The organism is Pseudoduganella sp. UC29_106, assembly GCF_044055365.1.
In the GTDB taxonomy this organism is placed as follows: domain Bacteria; phylum Pseudomonadota; class Gammaproteobacteria; order Burkholderiales; family Burkholderiaceae_D; genus Rugamonas.
Genome location: NZ_CP171977.1, coordinates 6232963 through 6250400, shown reverse-complemented (window position 1 = coordinate 6250400; position 17438 = coordinate 6232963). Strand labels below are relative to the sequence as shown.

General features: G+C 64.8%; 14 protein-coding genes. 7 read left to right on the top strand and 7 right to left on the bottom strand.

Translation table 11 applies throughout. The features are described from left to right. Positions 1-54 precede the first annotated feature (54 nt). Both ACHMW6_RS31125 and ACHMW6_RS31120 read right to left on the bottom strand, forming a co-directional pair. The gene (locus ACHMW6_RS31125; protein ID WP_395402889.1) at positions 55-753 is read right to left on the bottom strand and encodes a dienelactone hydrolase family protein; all 699 of its coding nucleotides are present in this window, start codon (positions 751-753) and stop codon (positions 55-57) included. Then, positions 754-1236, bottom strand: coding sequence for a host attachment protein (locus ACHMW6_RS31120; RefSeq protein ID WP_395402887.1), 483 nt, complete (start codon positions 1234-1236; stop codon positions 754-756). It lies immediately after the preceding gene. Between the two features lie 137 nt (positions 1237-1373). Here ACHMW6_RS31120 and ACHMW6_RS31115 point away from each other — a divergent pair, with 137 nt between their 5' ends. After that, positions 1374-4208, top strand: a complete 2835-nt coding sequence (locus ACHMW6_RS31115) for an EAL domain-containing protein (RefSeq protein WP_395402885.1) — start codon at positions 1374-1376, stop codon at positions 4206-4208. Positions 4209-4263: 55 nt separating this feature from the next. Here ACHMW6_RS31115 and ACHMW6_RS31110 read toward each other — a convergent pair whose 3' ends face one another. Next, entirely contained in the window at positions 4264-5886 is a 1623-nt protein-coding gene (locus ACHMW6_RS31110) for a M28 family peptidase (RefSeq protein ID WP_395402883.1), read from the bottom strand. Positions 5887-5951: 65 nt separating this feature from the next. On the opposite strand from ACHMW6_RS31110, the gene ACHMW6_RS31105 reads away from it, so the two are divergent. Next, a complete protein-coding gene (locus tag ACHMW6_RS31105) occupies positions 5952-6761 on the top strand; it encodes an SDR family oxidoreductase (protein WP_395402881.1) in 810 nt (269 codons plus the stop codon). A 69-nt stretch (positions 6762-6830) separates the two neighbouring features. On the opposite strand, the gene ACHMW6_RS31100 is transcribed toward ACHMW6_RS31105, so the two are convergent. From ACHMW6_RS31100 to ACHMW6_RS31085, 4 genes are all read right to left on the bottom strand, one after another. Beyond that, positions 6831-8336 (bottom strand): putative bifunctional diguanylate cyclase/phosphodiesterase, encoded by a 1506-nt coding sequence (locus ACHMW6_RS31100; protein ID WP_395402879.1) that lies wholly within the window; start codon positions 8334-8336, stop codon positions 6831-6833. Beyond that, complete coding sequence (locus ACHMW6_RS31095) at positions 8333-8698, bottom strand: response regulator transcription factor (RefSeq protein WP_395402877.1); 366 nt, start codon at positions 8696-8698, stop codon at positions 8333-8335. Before ACHMW6_RS31095 ends, ACHMW6_RS31100 begins: the two co-directional genes overlap by 4 nt. 84 nt (positions 8699-8782) lie before the next feature. After that, positions 8783-9388, bottom strand: coding sequence for a response regulator transcription factor (locus tag ACHMW6_RS31090; RefSeq protein ID WP_395402875.1), 606 nt, complete (start codon positions 9386-9388; stop codon positions 8783-8785). After that, complete coding sequence (locus tag ACHMW6_RS31085; RefSeq protein WP_395402873.1) at positions 9385-10449, bottom strand: sensor histidine kinase; 1065 nt, start codon at positions 10447-10449, stop codon at positions 9385-9387. Before ACHMW6_RS31085 ends, ACHMW6_RS31090 begins: the two co-directional genes overlap by 4 nt. A 162-nt stretch (positions 10450-10611) precedes the next feature. On the opposite strand from ACHMW6_RS31085, the gene ACHMW6_RS31080 reads away from it, so the two are divergent. The 5 genes from ACHMW6_RS31080 to ACHMW6_RS31060 all read left to right on the top strand — a co-directional run bounded on the left by ACHMW6_RS31080 (position 10612) and on the right by ACHMW6_RS31060 (position 17416). Further along, positions 10612-12771: a DEAD/DEAH box helicase gene (locus ACHMW6_RS31080; RefSeq protein ID WP_395402871.1), complete on the top strand. Its 2160-nt coding sequence runs from the start codon at positions 10612-10614 to the stop codon at positions 12769-12771. A gap of 212 nt (positions 12772-12983) precedes the next feature. Further along, the gene (locus tag ACHMW6_RS31075) at positions 12984-14624 is read left to right on the top strand and encodes a hypothetical protein (protein WP_395402869.1); all 1641 of its coding nucleotides are present in this window, start codon (positions 12984-12986) and stop codon (positions 14622-14624) included. Positions 14625-14800: 176 nt separating this feature from the next. Then, on the top strand, positions 14801-16375 hold the full coding sequence (locus ACHMW6_RS31070; RefSeq protein ID WP_395402867.1) for a flavin monoamine oxidase family protein: 1575 nt from the start codon (positions 14801-14803) through the stop codon (positions 16373-16375). After that, the gene (locus tag ACHMW6_RS31065) at positions 16372-16758 is read left to right on the top strand and encodes a c-type cytochrome (RefSeq protein WP_395402865.1); all 387 of its coding nucleotides are present in this window, start codon (positions 16372-16374) and stop codon (positions 16756-16758) included. Before ACHMW6_RS31070 ends, ACHMW6_RS31065 begins: the two co-directional genes overlap by 4 nt. 166 nt (positions 16759-16924) lie before the next feature. Continuing rightward, positions 16925-17416, top strand: coding sequence for a RidA family protein (locus ACHMW6_RS31060; protein ID WP_395402863.1), 492 nt, complete (start codon positions 16925-16927; stop codon positions 17414-17416). Positions 17417-17438 lie beyond the last annotated feature (22 nt).

Sequence of the window (17438 nt, the reverse complement as noted above, 5' to 3'; positions counted from 1 at the left end):
CTGTTAAGACTAAAGGGCGGGCTGGGGGGCATCTGTGCGGCAGCGCACAAAAGCTCAGGAGTTCTCGCTGAGGAAGATCAGGGTATGGCCGTGGGCTTCGGTTGCCGAGCGCTGGTGGTACGTGCTGCGGTGGGAGCAGTTGAAACCGTGTTCCGCATCCGGATAGAGATGGATTTCCACATCTTCCCGCTCGCCGAAGCGTTCGGCGATGCTGCGCACGGCTTCCTTCGGGATGTGGCTGTCCTTGCCGCCGAAATGCATCAGCAGGGGAACCTTGATATCGTCCGCCCGGTCTAGGCAATTCTGGATGCCACCGCCGTAGTAGGCGACGGCCGCATCCACATGGCCGTTGGCGGCAGCCAGGTAGGACATGCGGCCGCCCCAGCAATAGCCGATGGACACGATTTTCTGTCCCACGCCGGGCAGGCCGCGCAGCTCCTTCGCGGTGGCCGCGATGTCCTGCTGGGCCTTGGCCACGTCCGCCTTTTGCATGAAGGCGGCGGCCTTGCCCCGATCCTGCTCGTCGTAGCCCAGTTCCACGCGCGGCTGCTGGCGCCAGAACATATCGGGCGCCAGCACCACGAAGCCGTCGGCCGCATACTGGTCGGCCACACTGCGGATATGGGCGTTGACGCCGAAGATTTCCTGAATCAGCAGGATGCCGGGACCCTGACCGCTGCGCGGCACGGCGAGGTAGGCGCTGAACTTGCCGTCAGCGCCATGCACGTCGATCCACTGCGGATAAGTATCCATTTAGCTCTCCTGCGGACGAGGGGGCTTGATCAGGTCCCGTACGCAGGCTTCGATTTCGGGACGCGGGAAGGCAGCGAAATTCTTGTTCGACTCGGCGACCACCAGCTTGCGGGTGGTCCGGTTCAAGCTGTCGCGCAGCAGGCCGAGGAATTTCGGTGCGGCGAGCAGGCACAGATGCTGGAACTTGTTCTGCGCGGCGGCCGTATCCAGGCGGTGGGCCAGCTGGCGTGCAAACTGGTGCACTTCATGCTCGACCGGATCTTCGGACGGCTGGTAAGTGTGCCGTGCGCCTTCCGGGCTGAAGAACTGCGCGTTGGCGTCGGATTGGAATTGCCTGTTGTCGGCCCGGCCGAGGGGATTGGCCATGTCTTCAATTTCTTCGAGGGAGTGCTGTGCGTCGCGCACCTGGAAGATACGCGCGTGGCTGCTGTCGGCCACGACGACCCCATGTTTTTTCCATGTTCGCCTCCATGTAAGTGGCATTTCAGTATAGCCAAGGGAAGCGCGCTGCGACGCGCGGCAGGCATACCACAGAAAGAAAGTTTCCGTATGGCATTTATGACACGTCCGTGCGAAAATGGCAGGGCGTGCTAACCTTGCACTTTAGATGGCATTTTGACATGGATGAACCGAACAGCGAATCATCGCCAGCAGCAGCGTCCGAGCGCCGGCCCGGCCGGAACTTCCGCTCGAAGGCGGCCGTGCTGGCCATGCTGTGCGGATTCGGGCTGACCGGCGTGCTGTTTGCCGGCGTCAGCCATCTTGAACAGGACCGGCTGGAACTGACCTTCAAGCAGCAGGTGCATGGCCGCGTGTCGGCGCTGCGCGAGGGCCTGGCCAATGCCATCACGGGGCTGGAAGCGATCAACCTGCTGTTTGCCAGCCGGACTGACGTGAGCCGCGAGGAATTCCGCAAGTTCGCCGTGCCGCTGCTGGAACAGCGTCCCTATGTGCTGAGCGCAAGCTTCATCCGTTTCATCCGCGACGAAGAGCGCGCCGCTTTTGAGGCCGAGCTGGCGGCCGTGCGTCCGGGCGCCATCCTGCGCGAAATGCACGACGGCCATCCCGAGCCGGCCGGGCGCCGCCCCCTGTACCGCGCCATCGAATACATCGAGCCGCTGGACGACAATGCGGGCGCCCTCGGCCTCGATACCCTATACCCTGCGCGCGACGAAGCCGCACGCGAGCGCGCCTATGCCACCGGCCTGCCTTCGGCCGGCAAGCTGGTCCCGCTGGCGCAGCGCGCCCGCTCGCGCATGGGCGTGGTGATTGCCATGCCGGTCTACCGCGCCGGCGCGCCGCTGACCGATGCCGCCGCGCGGCGCGCCGCGGTGATCGGTGAAACCACGCTGGCCGTGCTGCCGGGCGAAATGATCGAGAAGATCGTGGAGAAGTCCGGCATGGGCGCGCCGCAGCAGGCCGACCTGAAAGTCTATGCCAGCATCGAGCCTTCGCCCGACTCGCTGGTCTACCAGTCGCCCCAGCGCGCCCCAACTGCGGGGCTGGCGCTGCCGAGCTGGCTGTATCCGGTGCGCGTGCAGCCGGTGGAAGTGCCGATCGAAGTGGCGGGCAAGACCTGGATGCTGGAGGCGAGCCCGGACCGCGCGGTGATGGCGGGCGAGCACCTGGCCTCCCTGTTCACGCTGGTGCTGGGCATCGTCACCACGCTGCTGGGCACGGCCTATGTAAGTTCGCTCGCTTCGCGCAACCGCGTGATCCAGGGCCGGGTGGAGGAGCGCACGGCCCAGCTCAAGCGCGTCAACGAGGCGCTGCGCCTGCGCGAGCGCGCCATCGAATCGAGCACCAGCTCCATCGTGGTCAGCGAGGCGCGCGAGGGCAACCCCACCGTCTATGTGAATCCGGCGTTTGAACACACCACCGGCTACAGCCTGGCCGATATGCAGGGCAAGAGCCCCAGCCTGCTGTACGGCGCGGACCTGGACCAGCACGGCGTGGCGGAAATCCGCAATGCCATCCGCGAGCAGCGCGACGGCCACGCCGTGCTGCGCTGCTACCGCAAGGATGGCACGATGTTCTGGAACGACGTGACGCTGTCGCCGGTGCGCGATGACGAGGGCAGGGTTACCCACTTCGTCTCCATCCAGCACGACATCACGGCGATGAAGGCTTACGAGTCCGAACTGCACCACCAGGCCACGCACGATGCGCTGACCGGGCTGCCGAACCGCGTGCTGCTGCAGGACCGGCTGCTGCAAACCATCCAGCACGCATCACGCAAGGGGCACGAGCTGTGGCTGGTGTCCATGGACCTGGATCGCTTCAAGTTCACCAACAGCCGCCTGGGACACAAGGGCGGCGACCGCCTGTTGCAAGTGGTGGCGGCGCGCCTGCGCGCGGCGGTGCGTCCACTCGATACGGTGGCGCGCCTGGGTGGCGACGAATTCGCCTTGCTGTTGCTGGCGGAACAGGGCAGCAATGCGCCGCGCGCCGACCAGCTGCAGCGCGTGCTGGACAAGCTGGCCGAGCCGCTGGTGCTGGATGGCGTGGAATTGTTCATGAGCTGCAGCGCGGGTATTGCCGTTTATCCGGCCGACAGCGACGATCCCCACATCCTGGCCGAACGCGCCGATATCGCCATGTACCGCGCCAAGGAAATGGGCGGCAGCAATTACCAGTTCTATACGGCGGCGATGAACGAACGCCTCGGTGAACGCCTGCGCATCGAGTCGGCGCTGCGCACCGCGCTGGAGCGGCGCGAATTCGAGCTGCATTACCAGCCGCAAGTGGATACGGCCAGCGGCCGCATCGTCGGCATGGAAGCGTTGATCCGCTGGCGCCATCCGGAGATGGGCATGGTGGCGCCGAACCGGTTCATTCCGCTGGCGGAGGAAACGGGCCTGATCCTGCCGGTGGGCGCCTGGGTGCTGCGCACCGCCTGCCAGCAGCTGCGCGCCTGGCAGAGTGAAGGACGGGAGCATCTGCGCATGGCGGTCAATGTGTCCGCACGCCAGATGGCGGAGCCGGACTTCGTGCAGTCCGTGGCGGCGGTGCTGGCCGAAACGGGCCTGAAGCCGCAGTGCCTGGAACTGGAACTGACCGAGAGCACGGTGATGAACGATGTGGAGCACGCCATCACCGTGATGCGCCAGCTGAAGAAGCTGGGCGTGAAGCTGGCGATCGACGATTTCGGCACCGGCTATTCCTCGCTGGCTCACCTGAAGCGCTTCGAGATCGATGTGCTGAAGATCGACCAGACTTTCGTGCGCGACCTGACCGAGGATCCGGACGACGCGGCCATCGTCATCACCATCATCGCGCTGGCGTCCAACCTGGACCTGGAAGTGATTTCGGAAGGGGTGGAGACGGAGGAGCAGATCTCCTTCCTGCGCCAGCATGGCTGCCAGCAGATGCAGGGGTATTATTTCAGCCGCCCCGTGCCGCCCAGCGCGTTTATTACGGTCCTGGAAGAAAACGAAGCCCGCGTCGCCGCATAAACGGCGGATCAATGATCCGCCCTACGCTGCATCCCGGCGCATCCGTGCGACGTCGTTAACGCTTCACCTGCCCGAACGCATCCCCCTTCTTCCACGTCGGCATAGTCTTGCCATTTGCCAGCTCATACCCCAGGTTCAGCGTAAACTGCGCCTGCTGCACCATGCCGGACAAATCCCAGTTCGCGTGGTACTCATCCTTCACCGTGTGGTAATCCTTCTTGAATCCCACAATGCTGGCCGCCGCGTCGGCATGATGATGCTCGAACTCGAAATGTCCATCGCCCGAAAACACGGCCGAGCCCACATTAAACGCCGGCACGCCCGCCTTGGCGAACTGGAAGTGATCCGCGCGGAAGTAAGCGCCGGACAAATCCGGAATCGCCGGCGCCAGCCTCAGTCCCATCTGCTTCGCCACCCTGGCCGACGACTCGTACAGCGAACTGCGCTCCGCCCCCGCCACGCCGATATCTTTCGTTCGGCCGGCGAAGTTCATGCTGTCCAGGTTCAGGTCAGCCAGCGTATCCTTCAGCGGGAAGGCCGGATTCTTCACATAGGTCGCCGCGCCGTGCATGCCCTGTTCCTCGGCCGCCGGCCACAGGAAAACTTGCGAGCGTTTGGCGGGCTTCTTCACCGCCTCCGCCGCCATCGCCAGCAAGGCCGCCGAGCCGGAAGCGTTGTCGATGGCGCCGTTATAGATATGGTCGCCGCCATCCTTGGCGCCTTCGTCGATGCCCAGGTGGTCCCAGTGCGCGGAATAGACGACCGCCTGTTCCTTCAGTTTCGGATCGCTGCCCGGCACGATGCCGACCACGTTGAACTGCTCGACCTGGCGGATCGAGGAACGCAGCTCCACGTGGGCGCTGGTCTTCAGGTCCACGGGACGGAAGTCGCGCTTTTCAGCGTCGGCGCGCAGCTTGTCGAGATCGAAGCCGGCCGCGCCGAACAGGCGGCGCGCCTGGTCTTCGCTGATCCAGCCTTCGATCTGGTTGCCGCCGCCCGGCAGGTGGAAGCGCTCGTGCGAGAAGCTGGTTGCCGGCACGTTCCAGTCGTAGGACGCGGAAGGCGTGGTGTGGATCAGCAGCGCGCCGGCGGCGCCACGGCGCACCGCTTCCTCGTACTTGTACATCCAGCGGCCATAGTAGGTGTAGGCCTTGCCGGCAAAGCGGTTCGGTTCTTCGGCAGTCGGCTGCGGGTCGTTCACCATCATCACGAGGATCTTGCCCTTCATGTCCTCGCCCTTGTAGTCGTCCCAGTTCTCTTCCGGGGCGGCGGCGCCGTAGCCGACGAACACCAGGGGAGCGTCGAAGTTCAGGTCGGCGCGGCCGCTGCCGGTGCCGAAGACGATGTCCTTCCCGATCTGCGGCTGCACGCGCGTGCCGCCGACATTGAAAGTCACCGAGCTGCCGGCCAGCAGTTTGCTGCCCTGGAACTTGACGGACTGGCGATACGTGCCGTCCGCCAGCGGCTTCAGGCCGATCGCGGCGGCCTGGGTTTCCAGGTAGCGCACGGCGAGGTCGCCGCCGCGCTGGCCGGTGCCGCGGCCTTCGAGCAGGTCGTCGGCGAGGAAGGAAAGGTGGGCGCGCAGCGGCGCTTCACGAACGATAGGCGCTTGCTGCGCGGAGGCGGCGGCGCAGGCCAGCGCGAGGCTGGCGGCGATCAGGGTGCGTTGAGTTTTCATGGCGGCCATCTTAACGCATAATCGATATACCTAATTATTCATCATAAGAGCAAAACGGGGGACAAATGGAAGTCATCGTGATTACCGGCGCGTCCGACGGCATCGGCGCGGAAATGGCGCGCCAGCTGGCGCGGCGCCGCGGCAGGGAAGTGGCCCTGGTGCTGGCCGCGCGCAAGGTCGACCAGCTGCAGACCGTGGCCGATGCCTGCACGGCGCTGGGCGCACAAGCGCTGGTGGTGCCGACCGACGTGGGAGACCAGGCGCAGTGCCGCCGCCTGATCGCCGCTGCCGTGGAACGCTTCGGCCGCGTCGATACGCTGGTCAACAATGCCGGCCGCTCGGCGCAGGCGCTGTTCGAGGAAGTGCAGGACCTGGGCTGGTACGAAGACCTGATGCGCGTGAACCTGTGGGGCAGCGTGTGGTGCACGCACGCGGCGCTGCCTTACCTGAAGGCGTCACGCGGACGCGTCGTGGCCGTGTGCTCGCTGGCAGGGCTGGTGGGCGTGCCGGGGCGCAGTGCGTATGGGGCCTCGAAGTTTGCCATGTCCGGCTTTTTCGAGAGCCTGCGCGCGGAGCTGAAACCGCATGGAGTTTCGGTGACCACGGCATATCCGGGTGTGGTCGATACGCGGATTCGCCATCGCGGCTATAACGCGGCGGGCGGGGAGCTGGGCATGAGCGGCTTGAAGGAGGATAAGGCCATGCCGGTGGCCGAGTGCGCGGCGCTGATTGTCGATGGCATGCAGGCGCGGAGGCGCGAGGTGGTGATGACGGCCAAGGGAAAGCTGGGACGCTGGCTCAAATTGCTGGCGCCGGGGCTGGTGGAGAAAATGGCGATGGCGGCATTAAAGGAAGAAGCCAAGCCGCAGGCCTGATTAAAACCCAAGGCCGAAACCAGGTGTCTGACACGATGTGTCAGACACCAGCTTTACGCCGTGGGTTTTCTAGGCGGCCAACGCGACGCTTACCCCCTCGCGCAAATACCGCGCCGCTTCGCGCGGCGGCATCGGCCGGCCGTAATGGTAGCCCTGGATCTCATCGCATCCCCACTGATGCAATAAAGCACGCTGTCCCGCATCCTCCACGCCCTCCGCAATCACGCTGATGCCCAGGTTGCGTCCCAGGCCGATAACGGCCTGCACGATGGCGGCATCGCCGGTGCCGGGCGCCAGCTGGCGCACGAAGCTCTGGTCGATCTTCAGCTTATGGATAGGGAAGCGCTTCAGGTAAGCCAGGCTCGAATAGCCGGTGCCGAAATCGTCGATGGAGAGTTTCAGGCCCAGCGCGCGCAGGCGCACCAGCACTGCGATGGCCTGCTCGGTATTCTCCATCACCACACCCTCCGTGATTTCCAGCTCCAGCGCGGAAGGATCGATATGCGTGGTTTCCAGCAGGTCCATAATCTTCGGCAGGAAGGATGGGTGCGCAAACTGGCGCGGTGAAATGTTCACGGCAATCGTCAGTGGGCGGCCGTAGTGCGCGATCCACTGGCTGGCCTGGCGGCAGGCCTGCTCCAGCACCCAGTCGCCGATGGACACGATCAGGCCCGACTCCTCGGCCAGCGGAATGAAGACCGAAGGCGGCACCAGCTCGCCGCGGCGGCGCCAGCGCAGCAGGGCTTCGAAGCCGGACAGCGAACCATCCAGCAGCGATTGCTGCGGCTGATAGTGCAATTCCAGCTCGTTGCGCTCGATGGCGTGGCGCAGGTCCGATTCCATGTCAAGACGCTGGTCCTCCTCTGTGTTCAGCTCATCGGAATAGGACACCAGCAGGTCGCCGCCGTTGCGGCGCGCCGCCTGCAACGCCGCATCCGCATTGCGCAGCAGCGTGGCCGGGTCGGCGCCATCGAGAGGGAAGGTGGCTGCACCCAGGCTCAGGGTGGAGTACACCTCGTGATTCTGGCAGCTGAAAGGGCTGCGCATATATTCCTGCAGCGCGGACAGCGCGCTGCGGAAAGCCGGCGCCTGCTGGTCCATCGGATACAGCACGGCGATGTTGGCGCCGTCGAGGCGGAAGGCCTGGCCGCCGTGGGCCTCGGCCGCCTCGCGGATGCGCCGCGCCATGGATTTCATCATCTGGTCGCCGAAGGCGTGGCCGAAGCTGCCGATCACGCGCGAGAAGCGGTCGATGGTGCCCAGCACCACGGTGTGCGGAGCGGGCGGCAGCGATTGCAGGCGCTGCTCGAAATAGCGGCGGTGCGCCAGGCCCGTGAGGGGATCGTGATTGGCCAGGTGGGTCAGTGCATCCTCGGAACGGAAGCGCGACCACACGTGATAGATCATGAAGCTCGCCGTGCCGAGCGCCATCAGGTTGAACACGTGCGCCATCGCGTGCAGGCTGGCGTAGCGTTCCAGCACCAGGGAGGCGACGGCGCCGCCGGCAAGCAGCAGCAACAGCAGCATGTAGATGGCGGCGCGGTACTGGCGTCCGGCAAGTGGCGGAAGGCTCATGGCAGGTCCTTTACGGCGTTCTCCACACAGTGCAGCAGGGCCGCGCTGTCGAAAGGCTTGGTCAGGAAGCAACTGGCGCCGGCCTGGCTGGCGCGCTTGCGCAAGTGCTCCTGCGGGAAGGCGGTAATCACGATGAAAGGCGTGCTGCATTGACGGGAGCGCAGCGTTTCCAGCAGCTCGATGCCGCTCATGCCGCTCATTTGCACATCGCTGACCACGCAGTCGAAGTTGCGCGGGCCATCCGGCGCCAGGAATTCCTCGGCCGATCCGAACAGGCTCACGTCCAATCCGACCGACCGCAGCAGGCTGCTGATTGCGGAACGGACCGATTCGTCGTCATCGATGATTGCTACTGCTGGCACTGGAAACTCCCGAATACGTCTGACATGTGACAACTTTACCCCGCCCCGCGGCGGCGCAAAATCATACCTGGGTATTAGGAGAAGTTATTTCAGGCCAAGCGCTTCGGCCATGCGCACCAGGCCGGCGAAGGTGCGGGCTTGCATTTTTTTCATCGCATTGCCGCGATGGATCTTGACGGTGATTTCGCTGGTGCCGACTTCGCCGGCAATCTGCTTGTTCATCAGGCCCCGCGCCGCCAGGCCCATGATCTCGCGCTCGCGCGGCGTCAGTGACTCGTAGCGGCGGCGCAGGTCGGCGCCGGCTTCGTGCTCGCTGCGGCGCCGGCGGTCGCTTTCCAGGGCGCCGGCCACGGCGTCCAGCAAGTCCTGTTCGCGGAAAGGCTTGGCCAGGAAATCGACTGCGCCGGCCTTCATGGCCCGCACCGACATCGGGATGTCGCCGTGGCCCGTCATGAAAATCACGGGCAGGGTCTCTCCCCGGCGCAGCAGTTCGGTATGGAAATCCAGGCCACTGCCGCCGCGCAGGCGCACGTCCAGTACCAGGCAGCTGGGGCAGTCGAGGCGCGTATGCTCCAGGAAATCCGGCACCGAATCGAAGGCTGCCGCCTGCATACCGGCCGAGCGCATCAGGCCAAGCAGCGCATCGCGCAAGCCCGCATCGTCATCGACGATATAGACCATTTCGCTCATGCCGGCACCTCCGCCAGCGCCGGCAGCGTACATTGCAGCACGGCGCCGCTGCCGCTGGAAGTGGCGGCTATGCGGCCGCCGTGGCTGTCGATGATGGAGCGGCTGATGGCCAGGCCCATGCCCATGCCGTCCGGCTTGGTGCTGAAGAAGGGGTCGAACAGGCGTCCCAGGTTTTCGCTGGCGATGCCGGGCCCAGTGTCGGCCACCGACAGCTGCACGCCGCCTTCGGCGCCGGCTTGCGTGGCCAGTTCCAGCCTGCCGCCGCCCTGGCCGTCCATGGCCTGCATGCCGTTCATGAGCAGGTTGATAATCACTTGCTGCAATTGCACGCGGTCGCCCAGCACTGGCGGCAGGCCCTGCGCGAGCGCCAGGCGCAGGGTTACCTTGTGGGATTTCAGTTCGCGCCGCACCAGGGCCGCGCTCTCTCGCGCCACCTCGTTAAGGTCCAGCGCCTGCTGTTCGGGATCGCTGCGCCGCGCCAGCGCGCGGATGCGGGTAATGACTTCGCTGGCGCGGGCGGTGTCGGCCTGGATGCGGCCGATCGCGATGCGCACTTCTTCCAGTTCGGGCTGCGGGCGGTTCAGCCAGCGCAGGGCGGCCGAGCCATTGGCCGAAATCGCGGCCAGCGGCTGGTTGACCTCATGGGCGATGGAAGCCGCCAGCTCGCCCAGCGTCGAAACGCGCGCCGCATGCGCCAGCTGGTTGCGCGACTCGCGCAGCGTTTCTTCCTGCTGCCACAGGCGTTCATTGGCGATGTGATTGGTGTGCGCCAGATAGCCGGTGATGGCAATGGCCGCCAGGCTGACGGCACAGCGCCCGGCTGAAGCGTCGACCAGATGGCCCCAGTTCGAGAACAGGAAACCGAACAGCGTCAGGACCACGCAGATGCCGCTGATGCGCAGCACGTGGCGAGGCCAGGCATGCACGGACGCCAGCACCACCACGACATACAGCACGGCGATGGCGATATCCAGCGGCGTGAACGCGTCAATGATGAAGATCACTGTCGCCACCTGCACGATCAGGAGGCGCAGCAATTGGGGCGAGATGTGGCGTAGCATGTAACCGAGTATAGATTAGTTACTACCGGTATGCAGGGGGACCTAAACCAATGTATAGGTTGGTCGGCGGCGTTGCCGCGCAGAAAGCTCGCAAAAACGGTAAACTACGTCTTTCTGTCGCATTTAGGCGATTCGAACAATAACCAACAAGCGAGTGCCGCCATGTCTGACACAGCCCCAATTCTGTTTACCGATCTCCAGCTCAGCAACCCCTTGCTCAAGGCGTTGAAAGAGGTCGGCTACGAAAGCCCATCTCCGATCCAGGCCGCCACCATCCCGCACCTGCTGGCAGGGCGCGATGTCCTCGGCACGGCGCAGACGGGTACTGGCAAGACCGCGGCCTTTGCCCTGCCCATCCTGAACCAGATCGACATCAAGCAGACCACGCCGCAGGCGCTGGTGCTGGCGCCCACGCGCGAACTGGCGATCCAGGTGGCGGAAGCCTTCCAGCGCTACGCCAACCATATTCCGAAATTCCATGTGCTGCCGATCTACGGCGGCCAGAGCTACGGCCCGCAACTGGCGTCGCTACGCCGCGGCGTGCACGTTGTCGTCGGCACGCCGGGCCGCGTGATCGACCACCTGGACAAAGGCTCGCTTGACCTCTCCGGCCTGAAGACGCTGGTGCTGGACGAAGCGGACGAAATGCTGCGCATGGGCTTTATCGACGACGTGGAGCGCATCCTGCAGGAAGTGCCGGAGTCGCGCCAGACCGCGCTGTTCTCGGCCACCATGCCGGCGCAGATCAAGCGCATCGCCACCACCTACCTGCACGACCCGGCCGAAGTGGCGATGGCGGCCAAGACCACCACCAACACCAATATCCGCCAGCGCTACTGGCTGGTGAGCGGCATGCACAAGCTGGATGCGCTGACCCGCATCCTGGAAGCCGAACCGTTCGACGGCATGATCATCTTCTCGCGCACCAAGATCGGTACCGAGGAGCTGGCGGAGCGTCTGCAGGCGCGCGGCTTCTCGGCCGGCGCCATCAACGGCGACATGCAGCAGGCGGCGCGCGAACGCATGATCGAGCAGCTCAAGAACGGCAAGATCGATATCCTCGTCGCCACCGACGTAGCGGCGCGCGGCCTGGACGTGGAGCGCATCAGCCACGTGGTCAATTACGACGTGCCGTACGACCCGGAAAGCTACACCCACCGCATCGGCCGCACCGGCCGCGCGGGCCGCAGCGGCGAAGCGATCCTGTTCATCACGCCGCGCGAGCGCAACCTGCTGAAGCTGATCGAGCGCACCACGCGCCAGCCGGTCACGCCGATGCAGCTGCCGACGCTGCAGGCGGTGAACGATGTGCGCATCCAGAGGTTCAAGGACGAGATCACCGAAACGCTGGCCGCCGGCGGGCTGGAACATTTCCAGGGCCTGATCGAGGAATACGAGAACGAACACAATGTGCCGGCAACGGAAATTGCCGCGGCCCTGGCCGTGATGGCGCGCGGCGGCAAGCCGCTGTTGCTGGACAAGTCGCTGGAGCGCGGCTGGCATGAAGACGGCGCGCCGCGTCCCGAACGCGCTGAACGCGGCGAGCGTGAGTTCCGTGAGGATCGTCCTCCTCGCGCCGAGCGCCCTGAGCGCGCGAAGAAGGAGCGTGTCCCGCGCGAGGCGGAAGCGGGCATGCAGACCTATCGCGTTGAAGTGGGTTACCGCCACGGCGTCAAGCCGGGCAATATCGTGGGCGCCATCGCCAACGAAGGCGGCGTCGATTCCAAGTACATCGGCCGCATCGAAATCTTCGACGACTACACCATCCTCGACATGCCGGACGACCTGCCGCCCGACACGCTGGACGTGATCGGCGGCCTGCGCGTGGCGGGCCAGTTCCTGCGCATCCACCGCGACGGCGACGACGCGCCAACCGAGAAGCCAAAAGGTGGTGTCAGGCACGACGTGCCTGACACCAGGGTTCCGCCCTTGGTTTCGCGTGAGGACGACGAGGAGCCGGCCTTCGAAGACAAGCCGAAAAAGAAAAAGAAGGACAAGACCGGCCAGCCCGATGTGCCGATGCGCGCCTACCGCATCGAGGTGGGCAGCCAGCACGCCGCCACGCCGGCCAATATCGTTGGCGCCATCGCCAACGAGAGCGGCCTGGAAGCGCGCTTCATCGGCCGCATCGAGATCCTGGACGACCACAGCTTCCTCGAAATGCCGGACGGGATGCCGGACGAGATTTTCCGCCATCTGAAAAAAGTCTGGGTCGGCGGCCAGCAGCTGAAAATCAGCAAGGCCGACGAAATGCCGCCTGAATCGGCCAAGCACACCCCGCCGAAGAAGCCCGTTCCCGGCAAGCCGCGCCGCGAAAAATAAGCTTTTCGCACATCGCTGGTGCAATCTTGCACCACGGATAACGCCTCGCCGCCAAAATGTCGGGGTCAGACCCCACCAATGTCGGGGTCTGACCCCGACATTGGGGCGTGGCCTGAATTTTGCATGACATACACCAGTTATCCCTTCTTTTCGAAAGGTGGCGGATGTTATTGCGAAACGATCTCCTTGAATTCAGCGAGCCAAGGCGCAGGGTGGTCCGGATACTCTGGATCGACGTCTCACGCAGTTTCGCCTATGTGTTCGACGTGGCTTCCGCGGCTGCGGAAGTCGAACTGCACCGCGTGCCGGTGCTGGAAAGCGAACTGGCAAAGGGCCGGGTGCGCCGGCTGGAGTCCGACCCGCATCTGGTGATCGCGAACCAGCAGCTGCTGCCGGCCAAGCACATCCAGCTCCGCGACCGCGCCTGGAATGTGCTCTCCGACCTGGTGCTGCAGGAGCCGGACATTTACGAGCCGCGCCGGCGCGGCCAGCTGGTGCAGGAAGCCACGCGCCGTCACGGCATCTCCCATCCCACCATCTACCGCTACCTGCGCCGCTACTGGCAGCGCGGGCAGACGCCCAATGCGTTGCTGCCGGATTACGCCAACTCCGGTGGGCGGGGCAAGAGCCGCACGTCCACGGTGGGCGTCAAGCGCGGCCGGCCGCGCAAGGATGGCGGCGCGGACGGCGTGAATGTGGACGATGCGATGCGCGTGGTGTTCCGGCTGGCGGCTGCGCGCCATGCAGCGTCGAACAGGCAGTTCTCGCGCCGCGCCTGCTATGACGAGATGCTGCGCGACTTCCTGTGCGAGCGCACTCCCGACCAGTACTCGCGCCGCCTGCGCCGCACGCAAGCCAGCGGCGCCTTGCCCAGCTTCGGCCAGTTCAATTACTGGCTGGACCAGGATGGCATGCTGTCATCGCAGCCGCAGGAGGCGCCCTTGCCTGAAGGGACGGCCGTAGCACGCCAGGGCCAGCCCGGCGCCGCTTTCCGGCTGGACGTGTTGCCGTTCGGCCTGCAGCTGCTGCACGGGCAGGACCGCAACCTGCTGGCCGGCTCGCCCACGCTGTACGTGGTCACGGACGTCTTCAGCGGCATGGTCACGGGCTTCTACGCCAGCATGGAGGCGACGGGCTTCAGCCAGGCCATGATGGCGCTGGCCAGCTGCGCGTCCGACAAGCAGCGCATGGCGCGCCGCCACGGCCGCATGCTGACGCCGCAGGAGTGGCCGTGCGCGCACCTGCCGGAACGCCTGCTGCTGCCGCCCGAGTTGATGCTGCGTGCGAACAGTGATGCGCTGCTGGCGAATTTCCACGTGCGCTGCGTGGCCGACTATGAAACGCCGGACCGGCCCTGGTTGTCCTTCCTGCGCAGCTGCTTCGGCGCCGCTGCGGACGGCGCGGGCTTGGGCAAGCTGGATGGCGTCCTCACCCTGAGCGAGTTCCGTCGCATCGTCATGGACCGCCTGCTGGCCTACAACCGCACGGCCGGCGCCGGCGTGCACGCACCGCTGCAGCTGTGGGAATGGGGCGTGCGTCAGCGCGGGGCGTCGCTCAAGCAGTTCCCGGAAGACCTGGTGCGCTGCTGCCTGCTGCCCGTCAGCGAGGCATGGGTGACGGCCGAAGGCATCTGCGTGCAGGGGAATTACTTCAGCTGCCCGCGCGCCGAGCATGAGCGCTGGTTCGAGCGTGCCCGCATGCGCGGCCGCTGGCCCGTACGAGTGGCGGTCGATCCGTCCAGCGAGGGCATGGTGTACCTGGTGGATGCGGCCGCGCCGCTGCAGTTCCATGTGTGCCGTCCGGTCGAGCGCATCGCGATGGTGCAGCCATCCGTGCAATTGGCAAGTATCTGAAAAAGAGCTTACACAAAACAAAGTACTGTCGTGGTCCGTAATAAAGCGCGCCTTGTCCCACAAGGCGCGCTTTTTGTTTAAACAGTTTATTTCTTCTTCCGAATAGAGTCGTTTCGCAGAGGGTTTTGGCACAACGATTGCTTTACCACTGTCATTCATAGCAGACGAGGTGACAGATGGAAGAACGCTCGATTACACGAAGGCAGTTCCTGTACCGCGCGGCGGCGGTGGGCGGCACAGGGCTCTTGCTGAACGCGATGAATGCATGGGGCATAGGCATCGCATCGAAGGTAAATTCGCCGCCGGTGCTGGTCGGCGACGGCAAAGGGAAGCGCGTGGTGATCCTTGGCGCGGGCCTGGCGGGGATGACGGCGGCCTATGAGCTGGGCAAGCTCGGATACACGGTGCAGGTGCTGGAGGCCCGTGATTTCGCTGGCGGCCGCTGCCAGACTGCGCGCAAGGGCTTTTCGCTGACGGAGCTGGGCGGCGAGAAGCAGGACTGCAAATTCGATGAAGGCCAGTACATCAACCACGGCCCCTGGCGCATCCCGCTGCACCACCAGTCAACGCTGTACTACACGCGCCTGTTCAACGTACCGCTGGAAGTCATGGTCAACGATAACGACCACTCCTTCGTCTATCTGGAAAATGGCGGGCCGCTGGCGAAACAGCGGCTGCGTCCGGCCCAGATCAAGGCCGACATGCGCGGCCACGTGGCCGAGCTGCTGGCCAAGGCCGTCAAGGGCAATATGCTGGACCAGGATCTGACCGCGGACGACAAGCGCTCACTGCTCGACTACCTGGCGCACGAGGGCCAGCTGGATCAGGTGGATCTGCGCTACAAGGGCCGCAGCGGCCGCGGTTATGCCGTCAATCCCGGCGCCGGCCTGAATCCGGGACGCCTGTCCGACCCGCTCGGCTTCGAGGAGCTGCTGTCCTCGCGCATCGGCAATGTCTATAGCGCCGTGCAGGACTTCCCGATGCAGAACACCATGTTCCAGCCGGTGGGCGGCATGGATGCCATTGCCAAGGCTTTCGAGAAGCAGGTGGGACGCACCATCCGCTACAAGGCGGAAGTGCAGTCCATTGCGCACGGGGAGCGCAGCGTGACGGTGAAGTACAAGGACACCGCCAGCGGCAAGCTGCACAGCGTGACCGCCGATTACTGCCTCTGCACCTTGCCGCTCTCCGTGCTGCGCCATGTGGAGACGGACTTCTCCGACAACTTCAAGCAGGCCATTGCCACCGTCGCCTACGCGCCCGTCGGCAAGATCGGCCTGCAGATGAAGCGCCGCTTCTGGGAAGAGGACGACCAGATCTACGGCGGCCATGTGCTGACCGATATGGCGGGCATCAACACGATTTCCCTGCCGTCCTCCAATTGGCAGAAGAAGAAGGGCGTGTTGCTGGGCTACTACAACTACCAGACCTCGGCCATCGAAATCAGCGCGCTGTCCCCGGCCGAACGCGCCGAGTTCGCAGTGAAGGCGGGCCAGAAGATCTTCCCGGCCTACCGCGACTCCTACGAAAGCGCGTTCTCCGTCGCGTGGCACCGCGTGCAATACAACCTGGGCGGCTGGGCCGACTGGAGCGAGGAAAAACGCAAGACCGTCTACCCGCTGCTGCTGCAGGGCGAGGGCAGGGTGATGCTGGCCGGCGAGCACCTGAGCTACCTGGGCGGCTGGCAGGCAGGCGCCATCGAATCGGCTTGGCAGCAACTGGAACGCATTCATGAAAGGGCAAGCGCATGACCTTGAGGACCATTCTCGCCGCAGCAATGCTGATCGTCCACGGCGGCGCCTTCGCCGACGGCAAGGCGATTTTTGCCAAGAACTGCGCGGCCTGCCACCAGGCCACAGGCAAAGGCATCCCCGGCGCTTTCCCGGCGCTGGCTGGCAGCAAGTTCGTGCAGGGGCCGTCGGCGGACGTGGCAGCCGTGCTGCTGAAAGGGCGGGGCGGCATGCCCGATTTCTCGCCCACGCTGGCGGATGCCGATATCGCCGAAGTCCTCAGCTACGTGCGCAGCTCCTGGGGCAACCAGGCGCCTGCGCTGACGGAGCAGGAAGTTTCATCGCTGCGCGACGCATTGAAGGTCGAGCGGTTCGCCGCCGGGCAGATGTCGAACAAACATTAACGGTCCGCACGCACGGCGGATCAAAACGATCCGCCCTACGCTGCTGTGGCTCGGCCAATTGAACGAATTGAACGAATTGCAGCCCACCGCGTCGCGAAAAGCGTAGGGCGGATCATTGATCCGCCGTGCCAGAGCCGCCACCAACATCGAATACAAAGGAAACCGCATGCAAACCAAAGCAATCCTGGCCGCCGCAACCCTGACCCTGGTCGCCAACCTCGCCGCCGCCCAGGACATCGTCCGCCACAAAATCCCCGGCTCGGACTTCCCGATTGCGCAGGCCGTAACCCTGCCGCCGAGTGCAACCATTCATTTCATCAGCGGCCAGGTGCCGCCGGTGATTGACAAGAACGCCCCGGCCGATTCGCTGGCCGCGTATGGCGATACCAAGACCCAGACACTGGGCGTATTGAAGAAGATTGAGGAGATCCTGAAGGGCATGGGCCTGTCCATGGGCGATGTGGTGAAGATGCAGGTCTTCCTGGTCGGCGACCCGGCCAAGGGCGGCCGCGCCGACGTCAAGGGCTTCATGGAGTCCTACACCCAGTTCTTCGGGGGGGCACAACCCAACCTGCCGGCCCGCGCCGTGATGCAGGTGGCCGCGCTGAACGTGCCCGGCTGGCTGGTTGAAATCGAAGTTGTAGCTGCAAAGAAGTAAAGCCGCACTACTCACTCCTCAT

Bases quoted from the DNA above. Each gene is read 5' to 3' on its own strand.
- ACHMW6_RS31125 (WP_395402889.1), bottom strand. From the start codon at position 753: ATGGATACTTATCCGCAGTGGATCGACGTGCATGGCGCTGACGGCAAG.
- ACHMW6_RS31120 (WP_395402887.1), bottom strand. From the start codon at position 1,236: ATGCCACTTACATGGAGGCGAACATGGAAAAAACATGGGGTCGTCGTG.
- ACHMW6_RS31115 (WP_395402885.1), top strand. From the start codon at position 1,374: ATGGATGAACCGAACAGCGAATCATCGCCAGCAGCAGCGTCCGAGCGC.
- ACHMW6_RS31110 (WP_395402883.1), bottom strand. From the start codon at position 5,886: ATGAAAACTCAACGCACCCTGATCGCCGCCAGCCTCGCGCTGGCCTGC.
- ACHMW6_RS31105 (WP_395402881.1), top strand. From the start codon at position 5,952: ATGGAAGTCATCGTGATTACCGGCGCGTCCGACGGCATCGGCGCGGAA.
- ACHMW6_RS31100 (WP_395402879.1), bottom strand. From the start codon at position 8,336: ATGAGCCTTCCGCCACTTGCCGGACGCCAGTACCGCGCCGCCATCTAC.
- ACHMW6_RS31090 (WP_395402875.1), bottom strand. From the start codon at position 9,388: ATGAGCGAAATGGTCTATATCGTCGATGACGATGCGGGCTTGCGCGAT.
- ACHMW6_RS31085 (WP_395402873.1), bottom strand. From the start codon at position 10,449: ATGCTACGCCACATCTCGCCCCAATTGCTGCGCCTCCTGATCGTGCAG.
- ACHMW6_RS31080 (WP_395402871.1), top strand. From the start codon at position 10,612: ATGTCTGACACAGCCCCAATTCTGTTTACCGATCTCCAGCTCAGCAAC.
- ACHMW6_RS31070 (WP_395402867.1), top strand. From the start codon at position 14,801: ATGGAAGAACGCTCGATTACACGAAGGCAGTTCCTGTACCGCGCGGCG.
- ACHMW6_RS31065 (WP_395402865.1), top strand. From the start codon at position 16,372: ATGACCTTGAGGACCATTCTCGCCGCAGCAATGCTGATCGTCCACGGC.
- ACHMW6_RS31060 (WP_395402863.1), top strand. From the start codon at position 16,925: ATGCAAACCAAAGCAATCCTGGCCGCCGCAACCCTGACCCTGGTCGCC.